Below are 17906 nucleotides of genomic sequence, written 5' to 3' on the forward strand. Positions count from 1 at the left end.
GGACATCCGAGCCGCTAGCCGCAATGGCACCTTCGCGCCCAACAGCGGTCATCCTCCCCCTGATGATGCACCCGCTTCTATTGGTTTCAAGCATCGGAGCGGGCGTAGACAGGCTGCTACGCGCGTTACCCGGGCCGCGGCCTCGAACTCGGTGCGGGGCTTATTTGGCGAAGCGGCTTCGGAATTCGGTAGTGGTGTTGCTGTGTGGGAAGGTTTCGGCCGGGATCGGGACGCCGAGAAAGGCGCAAAGGTTCGGCCAGCCTTCGGCCACCTGATAGACCAGCAGGCGCGACGGCGGGAAAGCCGAGATCACTTCGGCGTTGTGGGCTTCGAGCACTTCGATAGCATGGGTTTCGTCGTAGAGACGACCGCCGAAAATTTTCGTCTCTATGACGGCCCTGCCAAAACTTTGCGGGTCGGAGGTCTCGCCCATGGTGTTGAAGATCGTGGCGCGTGCGCTCCTGTACCAGTCCTCGGGGTTGCGAACGGTGAGGATGAGCTTGGCGTCGGGGAAATTTTCAGCGAGTTCGCGCCAGAAATAGGCCGTCGGCCAGTCGACTGCCGACTTGTAACCGACATAGACGACGTCCCAATCCACCGGCTCGCCACGCCCGGCGGCGCGGATCAGGTCGCGGTGCTCTGGGTTAGAGTTGACGTCCTCCATGTATGGCACGATCCGAACCCGAGCATTTCAAGCGCCAAGTTCAGAGTGTGCGTGCCGGTGCGGCCGAACCCAGCCCCGATACGATAACGCGCTGAATCTGACATTCCGGAGGACGCGCGAGTTTCTCGCGTAGAGTGTCGACGTTTGAACCGGGGGTCGGGACAAAACGGCCTCCCGCTACCACTTCAAACCCACTATCGTGTCCGACGGCCGATTTTGACGTTTCGGCCAGTGTCACGGTTCTCGGACGCATCGCCGATGCGCTCGGAATGGGGCTCGAAGCTCTCATTCGTAAATCGCAGAGCGGTCATTAAGATTAGGGGCCGCGCATAGCCGCTCGCGAGCGCGCCTCAAAACAGGCGCCGTAGCGAACGAGCGGCGGCTTTGCGCACTGAGCAGCCGTATTTGACGGCCGTTGCTAGGTGGCGGGATTTGAGATCCATCCGAGAAAGGTTGAATGCATTGCCGACGGGATGGCCGAGCTGCCGGGCTGCCCGCGCTCGAAAGTCGTACCCGGGCGGCTCTCGTTTAATTCGAGTTGCAGACCCCCCTGCCCTCAACAGGCACGGCTGACGTCGGCGCAGACAGTTGTGGTATCTCATGGCGCATGGAACACGCGGATCGACGGGGATTTTGTGAAGGGCGAAGCTGACGGCGCGACAGCTTCGCTGGCCCTGTTCCAGTGCACGGTGTCGGCGCTCGGTTACTGATTTGGCCTTAAAGGTGAGCCCTGGCAGGCCACCCTGCGCAGATTTTTGCGAAAAACGCGCAAGGTAAGTGGCATCACCATAGGGCGCGAGCATCGGATCGGTCCATTTTTCGAGAGTGGCGTCGGCATCGAGTTCGAGAGCGCGTTTCACCGCTTTTTGGGCGTGATGCTGGCACCCGGCGTCAGGGAAGGTTCCATAGCGTCGACTGCTCAGGTTGACAAAAGGGACCCCGTCGATCTAAGTTCGCGTTAGTGGCTACTAACGCGAAATATTGGGCAGCGCTCGGTGACCCCACACGGCGCACGATCTTCGAACTGCTGGTCGACCAGCCCAGTTCGGTCAGCGGGCTGGCCAATGCGCTGCCCGTGACAAGGCCGGCGGTCTCGCAACACCTGAGGGTCCTCAAGGATGCCGGGCTGGTCGCCGACACGCGCTCCGGCAAGGAACGCATCTACCGGATTGATCCGGATGGCCTCGCGGCCTTTCGGGCAGAGATCGACCAGTTCTGGGTGAAGACGCTCGCGGGCTACAAGCTGGCCGTCGAGGAACCGACTAAGGACGAGACATGATCAAGCAACCAGGGCCCGCTCCCGTTAGGCATTCCGTGGTCGTCGAAGCGACAATCGCGCGCGCCTTCAAAGTGTTCACCGAGGATTTCGGCAGCTTCAAACCGCGCGAGCACAATCTGCTCGCGGTACCTATCGCCGAGACGATCTTCGAGCGTCGGGTCGGCGGTCACGTCTACGATCGCGGCGTGGACGGCAGCGAGTGCCGCTGGGCCCGCGTACTGGCCTACGATCCACCTCACCGGCTGGTTCTGAGCTGGGACATCAGCCCTCGATGGCAGATCGAGACCAACCTGAACAAGACCAGCGAATGGGAAGTCCGGTTCACGGCCGAGACAGAAAAAAGAACCCTGGTTGAGATCGAACATCGGAATTTCGAACGCCACGGCGAAGGCTGGGAAGGTGTGCGCGGTGGAGTTGATAGCGATCAGGGCTGGCCGCTGTACCTGCAGCGGTTCCAAGACCTTTTCACCGTCGAGCGGCCTGACAACGCAGCCGGTTAAGGGGCGTGACCCGGAAGCTCGGTTGGACCCACCGCGATTCTTGGGAGTGGAGACAAAATGGAAGTCTATTGGTTAAGCATCCTCGGCGTGCTCACCCTCTGTTTGCTGTCGGTGGTGTTGGCAATCTATTCTGGTTCGTCAAAGGGATTTGCGGGGGCACTTTCCGGGCCGGTGATCCCGGCAGACGACGAAAATCTGCTCTATAGGATCGATCGCGTCCACATGAATTCGGTCGAGGCACTGGCGCCCTTTGTCGTGCCCGCGGTGCTAGCGATGATGGTTGGCGTCAAACCGACCATTTTGGCGGCGCTTGTGGGCGCCCACCTGGGGATACGCCTGCTCCATCTGGGAGTCTACTTGCGTGGCGGAAATGCCGCTAAGGGAGGCAGCATCAGGACGATCCTGTACGTCTCTGGCGCACTCGTCACCCTTCTTCTCCTACTTGTGACTGGATGGGCAGCACTCAATTGACACGTTGGTGTCACGACTCCGCACATTGCTTTTCAGCAGAGACTTAGAAGCTGGTCTCGTGCGATGCGTGGCCCTGGCCCATCCATTCACCCTAGCGTTCACCGCCAGCAATGCCTGCTTGCAGGAGTTGGCAAAGCCGGTCCCAACCCCATGAGGCACAAAGCCTGCACTCGAAGCACGAGGGCGACGTCGCCGTGATGGCCAATATGCACACCGCGATGTCCGCCAAACGACCGTTTGCTAAACATCGCCCAACACCAACTCCGAGCCGCATATTCTGTCGTTGGCGTGTCCAGGAAACGTGTCGGAATTTCAACTGTCCGGCAACAAGCTGACAGGTCGCTTTTGGCCAAGGCCAGACGTTGAAGAGCACGCTGCGAGCCCAGTGTTTGCCAGCGGATGCACTGCGCACCTTGTAGATTCCAACATGAAATCAATATCTTAATATCAAATCGCACATTGTAGCAAAAGCGCGCAATGTGCAGCAAGGGGCGAAAAACCCAGAGAATACAACCGACCGACCGCCGTATGTGCGGTCTTTTATCTTGCCATCTAAATCGGTCGTACTTTGCGAGACTTGCTATCTATCGTCGTTCCTCCTCTATGCTACGATAATACACTATTCTATGCTCTATGTCACGATCCGTATTCTGGCGTCGACCCCCGATGCGCCGTGCAGTCTTCCGCGATCTGCGACGGGGTCTGCCAGTTGCATGAAAGCAGCACTGGAACCGTCGTGGCGTACTTTTCCATCGGACTGGGGGGCAGCGTCACAGGCAATCCGGCGCGGTCCGGCCGTCTCGCGATCGGCGCGGCCGCAGGAAAGATAGCGTGCGTTCCGTCGTTCCTGGTCTGCATCGGTCCTCATCCGCTGGAGCGGATCTCTTGTGTCAGGTGGCGCCCGTCAGCGTGTCGGCGTCATGCGTTTCAATTTCCGTTGCACCGCTCATCGATGCGCCCCAGCGGCCTGCGATCCTTGCGATGAGCGCGCCGGGCGACATCTCTCCGGGTCGCCGCGGAATCGCCGACATAGAACGCTCCGTCGGTCAGCTTGCGCGCCACGGCGACACAGGCCTTGCGGTGGCATGATCGTTTGGCGATCGCCCGGCCCCAGCTCTTGACCTTGTCCGAGCCCTCGAAGCGCGTCATCAGCCCCGATGCCGCCTCGTAAAGCGAGCGTCGCACATCAGCATCGCCAGCCTCCGATATTCGGCCCTGAACGTCGATCGAGGTGCCCGACTGCCAGCGCCGCGAGGTCAGTCCGAAGTAGGCCGCGACGTCGCGTGAGCGACGGAAGCGCGACGGATCGTCGATCGCCGTCATGAACGAAAGTGCTGTGATGGGGCCGACACCGGGGATTGCCATGAAGCGTCGGCACAGTTCGCTGCGTGCCACCATTTTCACGACCAGATCGTGCAGCCGGCAATACTGTCTCCACGTCGCTGCGCGCGCCGCCAGCATGGCGTCCATCAGCTCGGACGACAGCGGATCGTCCGCCACCGCGGTGCGCACCGCCTGCTCGAAAGCCCCCTCGCCCGACCTGCCCAGTCGGATGCCGAATGCCTTCAGTGGATGGCGGATGGCGTTCTCCAGGTCGCGGAACTTGGCTTTCAGATTGCGCCGGTGCGTCTGCAGAAGCTTCGTGCGGTAGCAGCTTTCCGACTTGATATGGGCCTGCCGGAACCAGCCGGTGCGCATGATGTGGGCGATTCCGAGCGCATCGGCCTTGTCGGTTTTGTTGCGCTGCGCCGACATTGCGGCGCGCACGTGCCGCGTCTCCAGGCAGACGGCCGGAAGGCCGAGTTTCTTGAGTTCCGGATGCAGCCAGGACAGCGTCTTGAGATAGACGCCATTGGCTATCGCCTCGTCGGTCATCTCGAGCTTTTGCCGACACCACGCGTCACGCGTGAATCCCGCGCCGCTGGTCGTCTCGAGGTTCCAGGTCTTGCCGTGGCATCGTCGGTGAACTTGACGAACACATGCAGCGGCGCCGTCGACAGCGTGACATTGAGGCCGAGCCGCTACCCGAGAGTGACGAACAGCGCCGGCATCGAGACACAATTGCCTTTCCGGGTCGCGAGGTAGTTGACCAGCGACTGAGAGCCGGGCTTTTGGCCATAGGAATCGGACAGGTCGTATTCGAACGGCCGGCTATTGTTCCAGCAGCCGCCCTCGTAGAGGAAGGTGCGCAGAGCCTTCATCTTCTCCATGCTGGTCGAGGCAGCTTCGGGCCGAAGTGTCGCGATCATTTTTTGACCGTAACGAGCATGCTGTCGATCTCGGCAAGGCGGCAACATCATCGGTCGAGGGATCGACGAACTTGTCGATCGCCAGCTTTGCCCGGCCAAAGTCCATCCCGGCTGCGGGCGCATCAAGCAGGGTGCGGACAAAGTTGGCCGGGTTCGGCGCGGCAGCCCCTTGCGCGTCCGAGGGGCGAAGGCCCGCCAGCACCATCACGCGCGCGTTTCGACGGATGACCAGAACCTCGATCTGCACCGCGACGCGTTGATACGCGCGGGCTGCACCAAGATCTCCGCCCCCGCCTTCATCACCTCGACGCTCTATGAGGCTGACGGCCAGACCAAGGAGATCAACTACGCCAACGGGGTGAAGACGGCCTTCGTCTATTCGCGGACCCGGCGCAGCGCCTGGTGCCCCGGCTCCTCGTGCCAGAACACCTGGCGCAAGTCGCTGGTCGACCAACTGCCCACAGTAGGAGCAGGCGTAGAAATTGTCCTCCACCCGTGCCGGCTCGGCGCCATGTCGCTTGCCGGGAATAGGCGGTCCAAGATCGGGAAGGTTCGTGCATGCCGGTTCGAACGATCCGCCTGGGTGAAAGTTCCTGGGCTCAGCAGGGAACATTTTCTGCTTTCCTGAGTTATGGCGCCGGAAGTCAAGGGTTGTGACCCTGTCCCCGAAGCTTCCAAGCCCGTCTCGGGTGGTTGGGTGCGAGACGGGCTGTTCGCAGAAGGGAACCTTAAGAGACGTCCCGAGCGCGCGCAGAACCGACTTCCTTCATTTGGATTTCAACCGAAGTCCTAGGGCGGGCGTTCGAGCATCTCCATAGCTATTGGCGCACGCTGACCCGCGATGTCGCCGACACGTTCGTGATTGAATCGGCATCCCCCGTGACGAGGCCGCCGCCATCGATGCGGACGGTAACTTTACCATCCTCCTTGTCGACCCGGGTGGCAAATCCCCTGACTTCTATTTTCTGACCTGCTGTGGCCTTTGCCGGCGAGTCGACCGCAAGTGGGAAGTTGTAACTCGGAAGGCTTACGCTCGACACGCCGCTCTCCATCACTTTCAGGATGGTGGCTGTCAACGTGATCTCGTCTCCAACTTTCGGCGCTCGCGACATACGGTGCCTCATGTTGCGGCGAGTGAGACATTCAACTTAGCTAAAATGTTCTGGAACTATTTTAGCGCAAGCTAATTGAATCGCGTGTTTGCGAGTCCTGGGTATGCGTCTGAAATTCATCAAGCCGATGGAGCCTGAACTGGTCGATACCCCGCCGCAAAGCGCGGACTGGATCCACGAGATCAATACGACGGGTACAGGACCCAGATCATCAAGGATGATGATGGGATCCGGCTGATCACGAAGGATGGCTACGACTGGACGGGCCGTTATATCCAGCTTGCTGGCGAGGCAGAGGCGATCGAAGCGAAAGACTTCATCATCGACGGCGAGACGATCACCATCAATGAGGCGGGCCTGTCCGACTTCCACGCACTGCAATCAGCCGTCACCAGCCGCAAGCCATCCAGCGACCTGTATCTGGCGGCGTTCGATCTTCTACACCTCAACGGGCACGATTTGCGCGACATGCCGGTGGAAGACCGCCGTGACATCCTCCAGGCGCTGATCCCGACCGGTGGCCGCATCCAGTTCAGCGAAGCAATGCCGGGGCGACACACGCACCTACGCTCTTGCGAAGCGTGACATGATTGCGGGACTTAGACGGCTCTTAAGGGAAAGAAAAAGCTGTCTTCAGCGATCATCGACAATTGCCGATACGTTCCCTGCTCGTCGTAAATACTCCGATGACGAGCTCCTAGACGGCATTCGTAGGCTGCATGCCACGTTCGGGCACGTCACAATCGCCCTAATCAATGCTGATCCAGAGCTCCCTATGTATCGTGATTTCGTAGAGCGATTTGGCTCTATCATCAGAGCGTATGGATTGGCAGGTTTCCCAACTACCAGAGCAGGAGCGGTTTCGGCAGCGCTGAAAAGGCAAGACTTCAAAAAAGGGCTACGTAAGCCTTGGATTACGACTCTATCCAACACAAAACCCTAATATCTGCGCAACACAACAACCTAATAACCACGCAGCGTAGAAGCCGCCATTCTCAACTTCCAACGCGCAAGAGGGCGTATCGTGATAAGCAAGGCGCGGCGCCCCTCAACTGAGATGAAAGCATGTGCGGACGTTACACCCGATATCTAACATGGTCGGAAATCCACCGGCTCTACCGCCTGACGGCGCCGGCGGAAATCGGCCGCAATGATCAGCCGCGCTACAACATCGCGCCGACAGAGGACGTTCCTTTCGTCACCGCCGGTGATAACGGCAGCCACCGATTGCGCGAGGGGCGCTGGTGGCTCGTCCCGTTCTGGGCAAAGGAGATGCCCAGGGCGGCCATGTTCAACGCCAGGATTGAAGGCATCGATACCGCACCGGCTTTCCGGGACGCCTTCAAGTCGAAACGCTGCCTGATCCCGGCCGATGGCTTCTACGAATGGACGATCTCGCCGGCCGACGGCAAGAAGGATCCTTGGCACATCTACCTGCCGGGCCACGCGCCTTTTTCGTTCGCCGGGCTCTGGGCGTACAACACCAATCTCGATGTCACCAGCTGCACAATCATCACCCAGCCGGCCGGCGAGCCGATGAAGAATCTGCACGACCGGCAGCCGGTCATTCTCGACCAGGCCTATTACGACGCATGGCTCGACCCGTCGACGCCGAAGGAATACCTGAAAGACATTCTCAGCCACGATATCGGCAGTCAGTTGCAATTCAACCGTGTCGGGCGCGACGTCAATTCGACCGTCATCAACAAGCAACCGAACGACCACCCCGCCCTAGTCGGACCGATCAATCCGCTATGAGTGACGAACCGATCAGGCTCGCCGCAGACGCTACCGTTCACGGCGAGGGAAAGGGGCCTTGAGCCCCCGGCCGAAAACTTCCAGGTTCACCTGAGAATGTCCCTCAACGACATGTATCCGCCCCATGCGCTTAGCCCGAGGAACATTGAAAGCAGCGCTACAATGGCGCCCTTTTGGCGGATGGAAGTCGATCGCTGCCAGCCCTCGAAGCATATCCAAGTCCCGTATGTCGCGATCAAAACGCACCCTACAAAGAGCCCCACAAGTATGCTTTTGGGATAGACAGGACGTAGCAGAAGGCTTGCAATGACAATCGCGTAAGAGGCTAAAGCGATTGGCGACAGATAAGGCTTTAGATCAGGATGCATCGGTCACGAATAGCACGCGTTGATTGCAGTCGAGTTAAGCGATGGCTTTAGATCGGATCGCGTGGCATACGGCAGTGCATCGGCGAGCTGGACGGATCGAAATCACGTCTGCGAGTTTGACGAGTGCGGGAAGCCCGCACCGTTCGGATTTGCAAACCCCAGACAACCATCGCGCCCAGCCGAAGACGATGTAGCGTGGTTCTGCCACGGGCATCGCGAACACGGCGACAGATATTTGGCGGGGGCGAGATGATTAGTCGACCAAGAGAAGCGGACGATTATCCAGACCGAGTCATCGACTGCCAGGAGGCAATGGAGCCCGGCTTCCAAGCCATCGTTGATTGCATGCTGGAGGCCGGATGGTCGCGCGGCGAAACGCTGCGGTCATTGAAGCGGCTGATCGCGGCGGACAACATGACCAGAAAGAGAACGCTAGGACGGAAACACAGCTTGCCATTGCTCGGGCCATGATGCGGTCCGGAAAGTCTTCTAGGGAGGCGACGGCTTTTTGGCGGGCGGCCGGCGCCTTTTAACCGGAGCTGACTTCTCCGCCGAAAGACGGAGCTCCCGCAACCGCGCCGTCTTTGCATTTCGTGCTTTCGTTTCGGCTTCGACTAATAGTTTAGCCTCTCGATCAGCGCGCTCAAAGCGCTCTTTGTCTACCAGTCTTCGGGTCACGAGAGCCTCCCTTGGCTAACTGACCTATGAAATTATCGCTCGTTAGAATTGTTCCTTTCGCTGGCCTTCCCGCAGCCAATTTCGTGACCGCCGCGACGATGTCGAGCGCTCCAGCAGGCTTGACTTACCCATCTTCCGCCAGCGAGACATCCAGGTCCCGCCTGATCAACTCTTCGTCTTCAAGCACAAGGACCAGGGACGACGCCCATTGGGCGCGCTTCGCTGGCCTCGCGAGCGTGTCAATAGAAAGCCCGTCGCGGCTAAAGCGACGGGCTTTCTCATCGGAGCGGGTGCACCCCAGGAGGATCGACCACTTGGTTAAAAATTCCCGGACGTGAAATTCGTTCGACAATGGCACACGGATTCTCTTCGCATCTAAACCGGTTATATGAGATAATCCTAATAAGGCTCGCTTTAAGGCGACGGCCATGTCGTTACCGCTTTGCTGTGAAGTCTATTGCCCCGCTGACCTGGACATGCTCCAGCGCGTGTTTGACCGGCTGTGCGAGGAACGCCGGCTAGCAAAGACTGGGAACAACGCGAAGACCTGGCTGCCGAAGTCTTCCAAATTTTTGATGATGGGACGCAGGAAGAGGTGGGCTTGTGGCGGGCCTTTCAAAGCGCCGCGTCGCCAAGAGCGCATAGTTCAGTTTTCAAACTGTGAGGGGTGCTGCCACCATGATCGTCGCGCAGATGATAAACGATTTCGTGACGCTGCTGCATCCCGGTGCCGTTTGCGATAGGTGTATTGCCGAAGCCTTGCGCCTCAGTTCTCACGCGCACGCCGCGCAAACCACTGAGGCGTTGGGGACCACTTCGGATTTTGCCCGATATCGTGGACGCTGCGTCATATGCGACAGCGAACGGACAGTGACAATTGCCCGCGAACCTAAAGGCCAGATGCGCCCAGCCAATATAGGAGCCGCGCTTGCAGGGCAATTGAGCCGCGAGGAACCTCTGCTGGTCAATGAAGTTGGGGTTCAAGCGCTACGGTGAAGCCCATGACCACGAAATACCATATCGACGAAATGCAGGGCGAAAAGTTGCTGGCCCTGCACATTGCGCACGGATCGACTGCCTTGGAGGCCATTAACAAGGTCACCGCCGGGCCGTTCGTAATTCGAACCGTGCAGGCTCATTGGTTCCGCGTGGTGGATCAGGGACGGCGGGCGGTTTTCAAATTCTCGGTCGAACGAGATTAATTTAGCATCCGCTAATCCTTGCCGCTTTCGGATGCCGCACCAGAATCCTTGCATTCAGCATCAAGGTCGGCGACGAGGTGGCAATAATGGCGACGGTGCTTAAGCGCGTCACCGAAGACCGCGTAAGCGTCTCGATCCCGAGCTACAATTTCCCCCATTCGATTATCGATCCTGAAGACATTGAAGGGACAGCCGTCCCCGCCGCTATTGACCTCCCGAGCACCTTAAGGTCGCGCATCGGACGGGATGTTGAACTCCTTGCAACGATTGGAGAACCCTTATGCGAACTAAAATTATTTTTGCAGCGTTTTCGCTGCTTGCTGGCCCCGCATCAGCAGCCGACCACCTCTTCACCGCCACATCGGCAGGCGGTTTGACGACCTCAAGCCAACCCTTCCATAACGGCAAAAACAACAGCGCTCCGACCGCCGATACGGTGCCCGGCCAGGGTAGTCCGCTGTCCGGTGCCGAGCAACATACCGTGTCGGCCACCGACACGCAGACAGGTGCTTCGCTCAGGACAATGCCGTCGGCGGCGACCACGGGCAAGACTGCGCCGTCTGCCAACGCCCACTGACATTCGCTGCACCTCCCGAGCGCTCTCTGGGCGGCACCCATAGATCATCATGGGTGTCTCCCAAGAAGGCGGATAAATGGAGCTAAGCAAGACTGTACCGCCCTGGCGTCAGTTGTCACGCGGCCGAGCGCGGGGCGCGTTTCCTGCCCGATGGACTGGCTGCAACTTGGACTGCTCTGCGGCGCAGGCTTGTGTAAGCGATGTTCTCAAGCCAGGGCTTTTTAGCTCGGCCGCCCGGATATAGGCCCAAGGCAGCAGGGCGTCGATCTGGCTGTTGGGGTGGCCGTTGACGATCCTGGTGAGTACGTCGGCGAGATAGCCGAGCGGCTCGACACAGCTAGTTTGCAGGTTTCGACCAGGGAGGCGTTGACTGCCCAGTGCTTGGCGCCCCCGTCCGAGCCTGCAAAGAGGGCGTTTTTGCGATTGAGAGCAATCGGACGGATGGAGCGCTCGACCACGTTGCTGTCGATCTCAGTGCGGCCATCGTCAAGGAAGCGCGAGAGGCCTCCCCAACGGCGCGGACCCTGCGGCGGCCGGTTCATAGAAGCGCCGGCGCACATGCGTCCAGCAGAATGCGAGCGTTACCCCGCTCTTGTCGGCGAGCACGCGATAGCCGCCATATCCATCAACCTGCAGGATGCCGTGAAGCCTGCCAGATGGGCGATCGGACGCTCCGCCTTGCGGTCGGGCGCGTAGACATAGGCGACGCCGGGCGGATCGGCTCCGTCGCATGGCCGATCGTCTTGGGCATAGGCCCAGAGCTGGCCGGTCTTCGTTTTGCCGCGGCCGGGATCGAGCACGGGCGCCGTCGTCTCATCGGCAAACGGTTTCGGCGAAGCCTTCAGCTTGCCAAGCAGCCGCGCGTGCAGGCCGGGACGTCGAGGGAGGAACCATCCACCGGAGGCGCCTCGAAGTTGATCCTCACCATCTGATTCTCTCCTGGTAGCTAATTCAAACGTTATGTCTCAACTTTACTTTCGAAACCATACAACATGTCCGGCATCAGGCATTAGCTCTCCGACAGTTGGGCCGACCGTAGCCCATACAGAATGAGAAACGAAACACTTCGTAGTTGCACTTCTGGGACGCCCCAAAGCCAACTCAACGTCCTGCGAGGACGACGTCGTCCACCTCGTGGCACGGCAGATTGCCGATCTCTCGCATGAACTGGCAAGCGTCGGCGAGCGCGAGAGGAGCTTCCGGGTGCCGCATGCCTGCGGCGACCAGGTGCGCAATGGCGGCTCGGGACCCGATCCGCGCGAGCTGCCACCCAAGGGGCTTCGCACCCGGGACATCTACCTTTCCTTATGCCGCACTCGGCATAAGGGGATGTATCCGGGCCTGAAACTACGCCGATTCCCTAACGGCAATCCAGGAATGAAAGCTCGGCATAATGGCGCGCAGGGAAGATGCAATTCGGCCGAAGCGGACCTTTAGGTCGAGTCCTGTTGGTCAAAAATGACATCTACTTTTTGGAGAGTAGCGCTTCGATCAGGGAGTAGGTCGCCTTCACGCGGGCTTCGTTTGGGTAGTTCTTGTTAGCGAGCACAACCACGCCGATGTCCTCGCTTGGCACCATAGCGATGTAACCGCCAAACCCGTTCGTCGAGCCGGTCTTATTCAGGATCACATTCTTCTGGGGAGGAAGCGATGGGCTGATTCTTTCGGCTGGCTGTGGCTTCATGATGAAATCATAGCCATTGCCAGACTTCATTGTCTGCAGGTCGATGGGCCATGGGTACTGCTCCCAAACCATATCCTGGGTGAAAAAAGCAGTTTTGTACTGACCTTCATGGGTTCTCGCGACCGCCTTGCGCAATTCGTCGGGGGCCTTCCCGTGACCCAGCTCCACATCAAGAACTGTTAGCATGTCTCGGACGCTCGACTTCACGCCATAGGCCTCCGAGTCCAAAACCCCAGGGCTCACCCGAATTGGCGCATTGGTCTTTCGGTCATAGCCGAAAGCGTACTGGCTCATGTCACTCTTAGGAACGTCTATCCACGTATGGCGGAGCCCGAACGCAGGGAAGAGCACGCCCTCCACGGCTTGCTTGTAGTTTGAGCCCATGGCTTTGCCAGATATGTAGCCGAGCATCCCAATGCTAACGTTAGAGTAGCTTCGAGTTCCCGGTTGCGGCGGCTGCCAATCCATCAGCCAGCTCACCAACCCATCTACATTCGAAACGTTGTCCGGCACCTGCAATGGTAGTCCGCCCGAATGGTGTGTTGCCAAATCCATGAGTGTAAGCTTGTCGCCAATTGAACATCCGTCGACACAGACGTGATGTGCCACCGTATCACTGAGGCTTAGCTTTCCGCGTTCTTCGGCCAACGCCGCAAGCGTGGCGTTGAAAATTTTGCTTATCGAGCCAAGCTCAAACAGCGTATCAGGGGTGGCCGGACGGTTGTCGGCCCGCGATGCCAACCCGACCGCAAAAAACTCATGTTTGCCGTTCCTGGTAACTCCAACGACGAGTCCGGGAATATCGTATTCCTTTACCACGGGTTCGAATGAAGCCTGCGCCTTCTCAGCAAACCCGTCGGCCTTCGCAATAGAGCCACTTGAGGTGAGTACCGCGATCGAAAACGCAACGAGGTACGAACACTTATCCATTCTATTGCTCCATATCGACATTCCCCAATAGGGTCTCGCTGGGATACAGTGATTGTTGGGGCAAAGTTGTGGCGCGCGGGCCCACCTGGCACTGGCCTTGGTATATAGGAGGTGGCATGTCATGACATCGCGGCTTTCAACGAGACGTAATTACTTCTGCATCGATCGAAGCTCGTCGCCAAACGTCAGTAACTTGTCGCCAACCCTGAACCGGCCAGACGATTGTTCCTTGAACGGCTCGATTTTGGCTAGATGTTCGGACCCGCCATGCGATGGATTGGATTTAGCCTGAACCTTTGCGGCTGCTCAGTCCAGATTTTGCAAATATGCTCGAAGGGGGTTAGGCAGCTAAGGATCTTCAGGCGTTTGGCGAAATTGTAGGCGTCGAGGAATGTTGCCCGGGGGGGGCACGCAGCTGATCATGGTTTTCATAGTAGTAGCGTCGCACGGTGGCTTCCTTGATCGTGCGGTTCATCCTTTCGACCTGACCATTCGTCCACGGATGGTTCGGCTCCGCAGACGGTGCTCCATATCGTTGCGGGCGCAGGCCACGTCGAAGGAATGGGCTCGGAAGATTTCCCTGCGCTCGATTGTTGCGCGGATGGCGCGCGGCCGCATGTTGCCATGCAGCAATCCTCTGTTATAGAGGATACATTCGATAGGACGCGATGTAATCACGGGTGCTCTTCCGGCCGCCAATCCGTCGGGCAATCTTGAAAGCCCGTTGATACTCGCGGACCTTCATAGTTACCTTTGATACCATCGACGGGGACAAGCATGTCCAATCTGACGCGAGCATATCGCGCTGGTGCTAGACCAGCCTTTCATGAGTGAGCGTTCAGTTCTTGCGGTGGGTATAATCCTGCTTACCGCTTCAATGGTGGCGATAATCTCGCGGCGCCTCCGTCTGCCTTATAGCGTTGGTCTTGTTTCTGCAGGTATAGCGCTCGGGTTTTTTCCTGGCGTCGCTGAATTCCCGCTAAGCCGAGATCTGATCTTCACCGTGTTCCTGCCGCCCCTCATTTTCCAAGCGGCGCTCGAGATCGAGTGGCGCCATTTTCGTGTTAACCTGCCCGTGAGTGCGTTGCTTGCGTTCCCCGGGGTGGCGATTGCGGCAGTGGTGGTTACCGTCGCCATGCATCTGGCGCTGGGTTGGAGTTGGATCGGAGCCGGATTGTTCGGAGTTCTGATAGCCGCCACGGATCCAGTATCCGTTCTGGCGGCCTTCAAAGAGATGAAGGTCCAGCCACGTCTGGGGCTGCTTGTCGAATCGGAAAGCCTACTGAACGACGGAGCCGCAGCAGTCGGCTTCACTATCCTGCTGGCAGCCGCAACGGGCGCGGGCGCGACGCCCTTAGCCGTCGTCGGGTCCTTCGCATGGACCGTTGCGGGTGGTGTCGTCGTTGGGACTCTGACATCAGCCCTCTTGCTTCTCATCGCTGGCCGGACCGAAGACCACCTGGTCGAGATCACGCTCACGACGATTGCTGCCTACGGCTCCTTTTTGGTCGCGGAGAATTTTAGCATGTCGGGCGTCCTCGCCACGCTTACAGCTGGCCTTCTTGTCGGGAATGTCGGCTGGAGAGGCGCAATTTCCACCGCCGGACGACCGCATGTTTTAGCCTTCTGGGAATATGCGGCTTTTCTAGCGAATTCGATCATATTCATCTTGATCGGTGGACACGAAGCGCAACAGCCTCTTGGGATATTCGTTGGCAGCTCAGCGCTCGCTATTGTCGTCGTGCTGATCGGCCGGGCTGCCGCGATCTATCCGCTTTGTGGGCTAGTGGCTCCGACGCGGCTGAGAGTGGACCTGAGATATCAGCACCTACTGGTATGGGGCGGGCTACGTGGGGCTCTCGCACTCGCCTTGGCGCTAGCGCTCCCGTCCGATATTCGCGAGCGGGGCGAAATCATTGTAGTGGCGTTCGCCGTCGTCGCCTTCTCGATTTTTGTCCAGGGATTGACGATGCCCTGGTTGGCTCGGCGCTTGGCGATCGCTCAACAGGCGACAGAAACTTGAGACTCCAGCTTGGCGAGGAGAGTTTGGCGCTAGATTTTTGACTTGAAAGTCGGCCAGCCAAGGATTCCCTCCCCACAACCGATCTTCCAAGCGCCCCACGGTTCGCGAAGTGTTTCCAGATGCAATTGTTCGTGAGAGGTGGTATTTAGGGGTAAGGCGGGCTGCTTCCTCGCCCAGGCCCGGTTGTGCACTGTGTCCCCGTCAAAGCCATGGCCGCCGGGCCGTCCTAACATCCATTTGAATTGCTATCGAGGTCGTTGCACTGGTTCTGTTTCGATCATCGCGAACACGGCGACAGCTATTTGGCGGGGGCGAGATGATAAGTCGACCAAGGGAAGAGAACGATTATCGAAACCGCGTCATCGACTGCCAGGATGCGATGGAGCCCGGCTTCCAAGCCATCGTCGACTGCATGCTGGAGGCGGGGTGGTCGCGGGGCGAAACGCTGCGGTCATTGAAGCGGCTGATCGCGGGGGACAACATGACCCAGAAAGAGAATGCTAGGACGGAACACAGCTTGCCATTGCCAGGGCCATGATGCGCGCGGGTAAGCCGTCTTAGGTAATCACAACTCGGTAAAAATCGTACATTCATTTTCAATTGAAATGAGATGACGGGAGAGTAGGATTACTCTTCGCCCGGCTTCCTCAAATGGCCGGCACGGCCCGGCTAGTCGCCCTGTGTCAACCTGAAGGCTGGCCGGGCCGTCTTGACAATCCTAGCGACGGAGCGAAAGCGAGACGAGTTCAGCCTCGTCTAGATGCAGGCCATATAGTTTGCGATAATCCGCGATGCGATCGAATCGAGGGTGTCCGGTGACCGTTGCTCAAGTTTCAGCTTGTCGAAAACCCTGCCGAGAAGTGCCAATTCGGTTTCGTCGAATCTACCGGCGTCAGGCGCCTTTCGCCGGATTGGCATGATATTCCTCCCCACAGTCCTGGAGGGAAGCATGCCGCAAATCTCTCGTCCGGCGCTTCGGTGATCTGGCTAAACTCCACCTCCAAAAAAATCGGCCTGCTCATCAGGCCCGGCTTGACCATCCGTAGCTTCCCCTACGGCTTTTTGGCGGGCGGCCGGCGCCTTTGAACCGGAGCTGACCTCCGTCGGCTGTGCCGAAAGACGGAGTTCCCGCAACCGTGCCGTCTTTGCATTGCATGCTCTCGTCTCTGCTTCGACGAATAGCTTAGCCTCTCGATCAGCGCGCTCGAAGCGCTCTTTGTCCATCAGTCGTCGGGTCAAGAGCGCCTCCCATGGCTGACTGACCTATGCAATCATCGCTCGCTAAAATTGTTCCTTCCGTAGTCTCGGGCGTCAGGCGGGATCGACCACTTGGTTGCAAATTCCCACCTGCCTTGGCGCGCCGGTGGCACCAGCCTGCCTGACATGAAGCCTCCTTGACGTTTATGCGGCAAGGAGCAAAAAGCGGCGGAAGATCCCGGGAGCAACAGTTCGGCTGTCGACCAGACTGTCCGGCAGATCCTCGACCCTATTAGCACCCGCGCCATGTCGGTGGGCGACGTCCTGCCCACCGAACGGGAACTTGGCGAACTGTTCGGCGCGAGCCGCAACACGATCCGCGAAGCGCTGCGCTCCATCCGCACCTATTGCCTTATCGATCCCAAGCCGCGTGTCGGCGCGGTGCTGGCGGACCGCCAGAATGTCGCGACCCAGAATTTCTTCGCCGCGCAGATGGATATTTCGAGGACCTCGTTTCACGACATACAGGGGTCCCGCCGCATCATCGAGGTGAGCATTGACGACCACATCATCCTCAATGCCAGCGCCGCTGAACTCGACGCCCTGGACGAGGTCAACGGCCTGATCGAAACCAGCAAGGATGTCCAGAAAGCCGCGCAGCGCGATTTCGACTTCCACCTGGCGCTGATGAAGCTCGCCGGCAACCGCATGCTGGTGCAGACCTACCATTTTCTGTCGCCGGTCATCCTGCACATCATGACAACCGGCAAATCGATCCGGCCGGTGCTGAAAGAAACGCGCCACGCCCATGCCGAGATCATTGCCGCGCTTCACGCGCGCGACCGCATTGCCTATAGCTATTTGATGAGCCGGCATCTCGACTTCGGGCTGCGCTTCGTTCCCGACGACCTCCAAAACGCACGGACCTCGCCGGCAATGCCAGGCCCGACTTCTTCCAAGGATTTGCACAATGTCTGACTTTGAAAACAAGGTGGCATTGGTGACGGGGACGACCGGCATCGCGCTCGCCACCGCGAGGCGGCTGGCGCAGGGAGGTGCGGCGATCGTCGCCTGCGGCATCGACAGGGCCGCCAATGCCGCCATGCAGGAAAGCCTTGCCAAGGCCGGAGCGGATGCGCTGGTGCAAACGGTCGACGTGTCCGTTACCGATCAGGTTCGCGACGCGGTAGTCGCCGGCGTCGTGAAATTCGGCG

At 59.0% G+C, this 17906-nt stretch carries 16 protein-coding genes, 6 pseudogenes and 1 other annotated feature; of the genes and pseudogenes, 15 read left to right on the forward strand and 7 right to left on the reverse strand.

Features of this window, described 5'->3' with window-relative positions; translation table 11 throughout:
- Positions 1–160: 160 nt before the first annotated feature.
- Positions 161–664: a sulfotransferase family protein gene (locus CK228_RS25255; protein ID WP_179296048.1), complete on the reverse strand. Its 504-nt coding sequence runs from the start codon at positions 662–664 to the stop codon at positions 161–163.
- Between the two features lie 961 nt (positions 665–1625).
- On the opposite strand from CK228_RS25255, the gene CK228_RS25265 reads away from it, so the two are divergent.
- Genes CK228_RS25265 through CK228_RS25275 form a run of 3 tightly spaced genes read left to right on the forward strand, consistent with a single transcriptional unit; the run spans position 1626 to position 2914 of the window.
- A complete protein-coding gene (locus CK228_RS25265) occupies positions 1626–1943 on the forward strand; it encodes a metalloregulator ArsR/SmtB family transcription factor (RefSeq protein ID WP_095789636.1) in 318 nt (105 codons plus the stop codon).
- Positions 1940–2443 (forward strand): SRPBCC family protein, encoded by a 504-nt coding sequence (locus CK228_RS25270; protein ID WP_095789637.1) that lies wholly within the window; start codon positions 1940–1942, stop codon positions 2441–2443. Before CK228_RS25265 ends, CK228_RS25270 begins: the two co-directional genes overlap by 4 nt.
- Before the next feature lie 57 nt (positions 2444–2500).
- The gene (locus tag CK228_RS25275; protein WP_095789638.1) at positions 2501–2914 is read left to right on the forward strand and encodes an MAPEG family protein; all 414 of its coding nucleotides are present in this window, start codon (positions 2501–2503) and stop codon (positions 2912–2914) included.
- 927 nt (positions 2915–3841) lie between these two features.
- On the opposite strand, the pseudogene CK228_RS25280 reads toward CK228_RS25275, so the two are convergent.
- A pseudogene (locus CK228_RS25280) lies at positions 3842–4750 on the reverse strand (IS110 family transposase); the annotation flags it as partial.
- A 185-nt stretch (positions 4751–4935) separates the two neighbouring features.
- On the reverse strand, positions 4936–5163 hold the full coding sequence (locus CK228_RS35420; protein WP_179296050.1) for a hypothetical protein: 228 nt from the start codon (positions 5161–5163) through the stop codon (positions 4936–4938).
- 169 nt (positions 5164–5332) lie between these two features.
- On the opposite strand from CK228_RS35420, the gene CK228_RS35425 reads away from it, so the two are divergent.
- The gene (locus CK228_RS35425) at positions 5333–5791 is read left to right on the forward strand and encodes a hypothetical protein (protein ID WP_179296051.1); all 459 of its coding nucleotides are present in this window, start codon (positions 5333–5335) and stop codon (positions 5789–5791) included.
- A 190-nt stretch (positions 5792–5981) separates the two neighbouring features.
- Here CK228_RS35425 and CK228_RS25290 read toward each other — a convergent pair whose 3' ends face one another.
- Positions 5982–6239, reverse strand: a complete 258-nt coding sequence (locus CK228_RS25290) for a hypothetical protein (RefSeq protein WP_245438109.1) — start codon at positions 6237–6239, stop codon at positions 5982–5984.
- 273 nt (positions 6240–6512) lie between these two features.
- Between CK228_RS25290 and CK228_RS35940 the strand changes: the two genes are divergently transcribed.
- From CK228_RS35940 to CK228_RS35430, 6 genes and pseudogenes are all read left to right on the forward strand, one after another.
- Positions 6513–6860 (forward strand): hypothetical protein, encoded by a 348-nt coding sequence (locus CK228_RS35940; protein WP_245438112.1) that lies wholly within the window; start codon positions 6513–6515, stop codon positions 6858–6860.
- Between the two features lie 480 nt (positions 6861–7340).
- Entirely contained in the window at positions 7341–8033 is a 693-nt protein-coding gene (locus tag CK228_RS25300) for an SOS response-associated peptidase (protein ID WP_095789640.1), read from the forward strand.
- A 617-nt stretch (positions 8034–8650) separates the two neighbouring features.
- Positions 8651–8934, forward strand: a pseudogene (locus CK228_RS36475) (hypothetical protein).
- Positions 8935–9757: 823 nt separating this feature from the next.
- Positions 9758–10075 (forward strand): hypothetical protein, encoded by a 318-nt coding sequence (locus CK228_RS34940; RefSeq protein WP_143750624.1) that lies wholly within the window; start codon positions 9758–9760, stop codon positions 10073–10075.
- A gap of 5 nt (positions 10076–10080) precedes the next feature.
- Entirely contained in the window at positions 10081–10281 is a 201-nt protein-coding gene (locus tag CK228_RS25325) for a hypothetical protein (RefSeq protein ID WP_095789644.1), read from the forward strand.
- 280 nt (positions 10282–10561) lie between these two features.
- The gene (locus tag CK228_RS35430) at positions 10562–10858 is read left to right on the forward strand and encodes a hypothetical protein (protein ID WP_179296052.1); all 297 of its coding nucleotides are present in this window, start codon (positions 10562–10564) and stop codon (positions 10856–10858) included.
- A 108-nt stretch (positions 10859–10966) separates the two neighbouring features.
- Here the strand turns inward: CK228_RS35430 and CK228_RS25335 are convergent.
- From CK228_RS25335 to CK228_RS35945, 3 genes and pseudogenes are all read right to left on the reverse strand, one after another.
- A pseudogene (locus CK228_RS25335) lies at positions 10967–11727 on the reverse strand (transposase); the annotation flags it as partial.
- A gap of 596 nt (positions 11728–12323) precedes the next feature.
- On the reverse strand, positions 12324–13472 hold the full coding sequence (ampC, locus tag CK228_RS25345) for a class C beta-lactamase (RefSeq protein WP_095789645.1): 1149 nt from the start codon (positions 13470–13472) through the stop codon (positions 12324–12326).
- A gap of 248 nt (positions 13473–13720) precedes the next feature.
- Positions 13721–14000, reverse strand: a pseudogene (locus CK228_RS35945) (integrase core domain-containing protein); the annotation flags it as partial.
- A 130-nt stretch (positions 14001–14130) separates the two neighbouring features.
- Positions 14131–14185, forward strand: a sequence feature (sul1 is cis-regulatory element that is thought to sense ions involved in sulfur or methionine metabolism; They are found in Alphaproteobacteria).
- A gap of 113 nt (positions 14186–14298) precedes the next feature.
- Here CK228_RS35945 and CK228_RS25350 point away from each other — a divergent pair.
- The 5 genes and pseudogenes from CK228_RS25350 to CK228_RS25370 form a co-directional block, all read left to right on the forward strand.
- The gene (locus CK228_RS25350; protein WP_095789646.1) at positions 14299–15495 is read left to right on the forward strand and encodes a cation:proton antiporter; all 1197 of its coding nucleotides are present in this window, start codon (positions 14299–14301) and stop codon (positions 15493–15495) included.
- Between the two features lie 316 nt (positions 15496–15811).
- A pseudogene (locus tag CK228_RS36480) lies at positions 15812–16056 on the forward strand (hypothetical protein).
- A gap of 909 nt (positions 16057–16965) precedes the next feature.
- A pseudogene (locus tag CK228_RS36360) lies at positions 16966–17121 on the forward strand (GntR family transcriptional regulator); the annotation flags it as partial.
- 12 nt (positions 17122–17133) lie between these two features.
- Positions 17134–17670, forward strand: coding sequence for an FCD domain-containing protein (locus tag CK228_RS25365; RefSeq protein WP_348629239.1), 537 nt, complete (start codon positions 17134–17136; stop codon positions 17668–17670).
- The coding region (locus CK228_RS25370) for an SDR family NAD(P)-dependent oxidoreductase (protein WP_143750626.1) at positions 17663–17906 on the forward strand (244 nt) is incomplete at its 3' end. The genes CK228_RS25365 and CK228_RS25370, both read left to right, overlap by 8 nt.

The organism is Mesorhizobium sp. WSM4312 (assembly GCF_002294875.1).
In the GTDB taxonomy this organism is placed as follows: Bacteria; Pseudomonadota; Alphaproteobacteria; order Rhizobiales; family Rhizobiaceae; genus Mesorhizobium.

Excerpts from the sequence above, each read along its gene's own strand:
- CK228_RS25255 (WP_179296048.1), bottom strand. The coding sequence starts at position 664 with ATGGAGGACGTCAACTCTAACCCAGAGCACCGCGACCTGATCCGCGCC.
- CK228_RS25270 (WP_095789637.1), top strand. The coding sequence starts at position 1,940 with ATGATCAAGCAACCAGGGCCCGCTCCCGTTAGGCATTCCGTGGTCGTC.
- CK228_RS25275 (WP_095789638.1), top strand. The coding sequence starts at position 2,501 with ATGGAAGTCTATTGGTTAAGCATCCTCGGCGTGCTCACCCTCTGTTTG.
- CK228_RS35420 (WP_179296050.1), bottom strand. The coding sequence starts at position 5,163 with ATGATCGCGACACTTCGGCCCGAAGCTGCCTCGACCAGCATGGAGAAG.
- CK228_RS25300 (WP_095789640.1), top strand. The coding sequence starts at position 7,341 with ATGTGCGGACGTTACACCCGATATCTAACATGGTCGGAAATCCACCGG.
- CK228_RS34940 (WP_143750624.1), top strand. The coding sequence starts at position 9,758 with ATGATCGTCGCGCAGATGATAAACGATTTCGTGACGCTGCTGCATCCC.
- CK228_RS25325 (WP_095789644.1), top strand. The coding sequence starts at position 10,081 with ATGACCACGAAATACCATATCGACGAAATGCAGGGCGAAAAGTTGCTG.
- CK228_RS35430 (WP_179296052.1), top strand. The coding sequence starts at position 10,562 with ATGCGAACTAAAATTATTTTTGCAGCGTTTTCGCTGCTTGCTGGCCCC.
- ampC (WP_095789645.1), bottom strand. The coding sequence starts at position 13,472 with ATGGATAAGTGTTCGTACCTCGTTGCGTTTTCGATCGCGGTACTCACC.
- CK228_RS25350 (WP_095789646.1), top strand. The coding sequence starts at position 14,299 with ATGAGTGAGCGTTCAGTTCTTGCGGTGGGTATAATCCTGCTTACCGCT.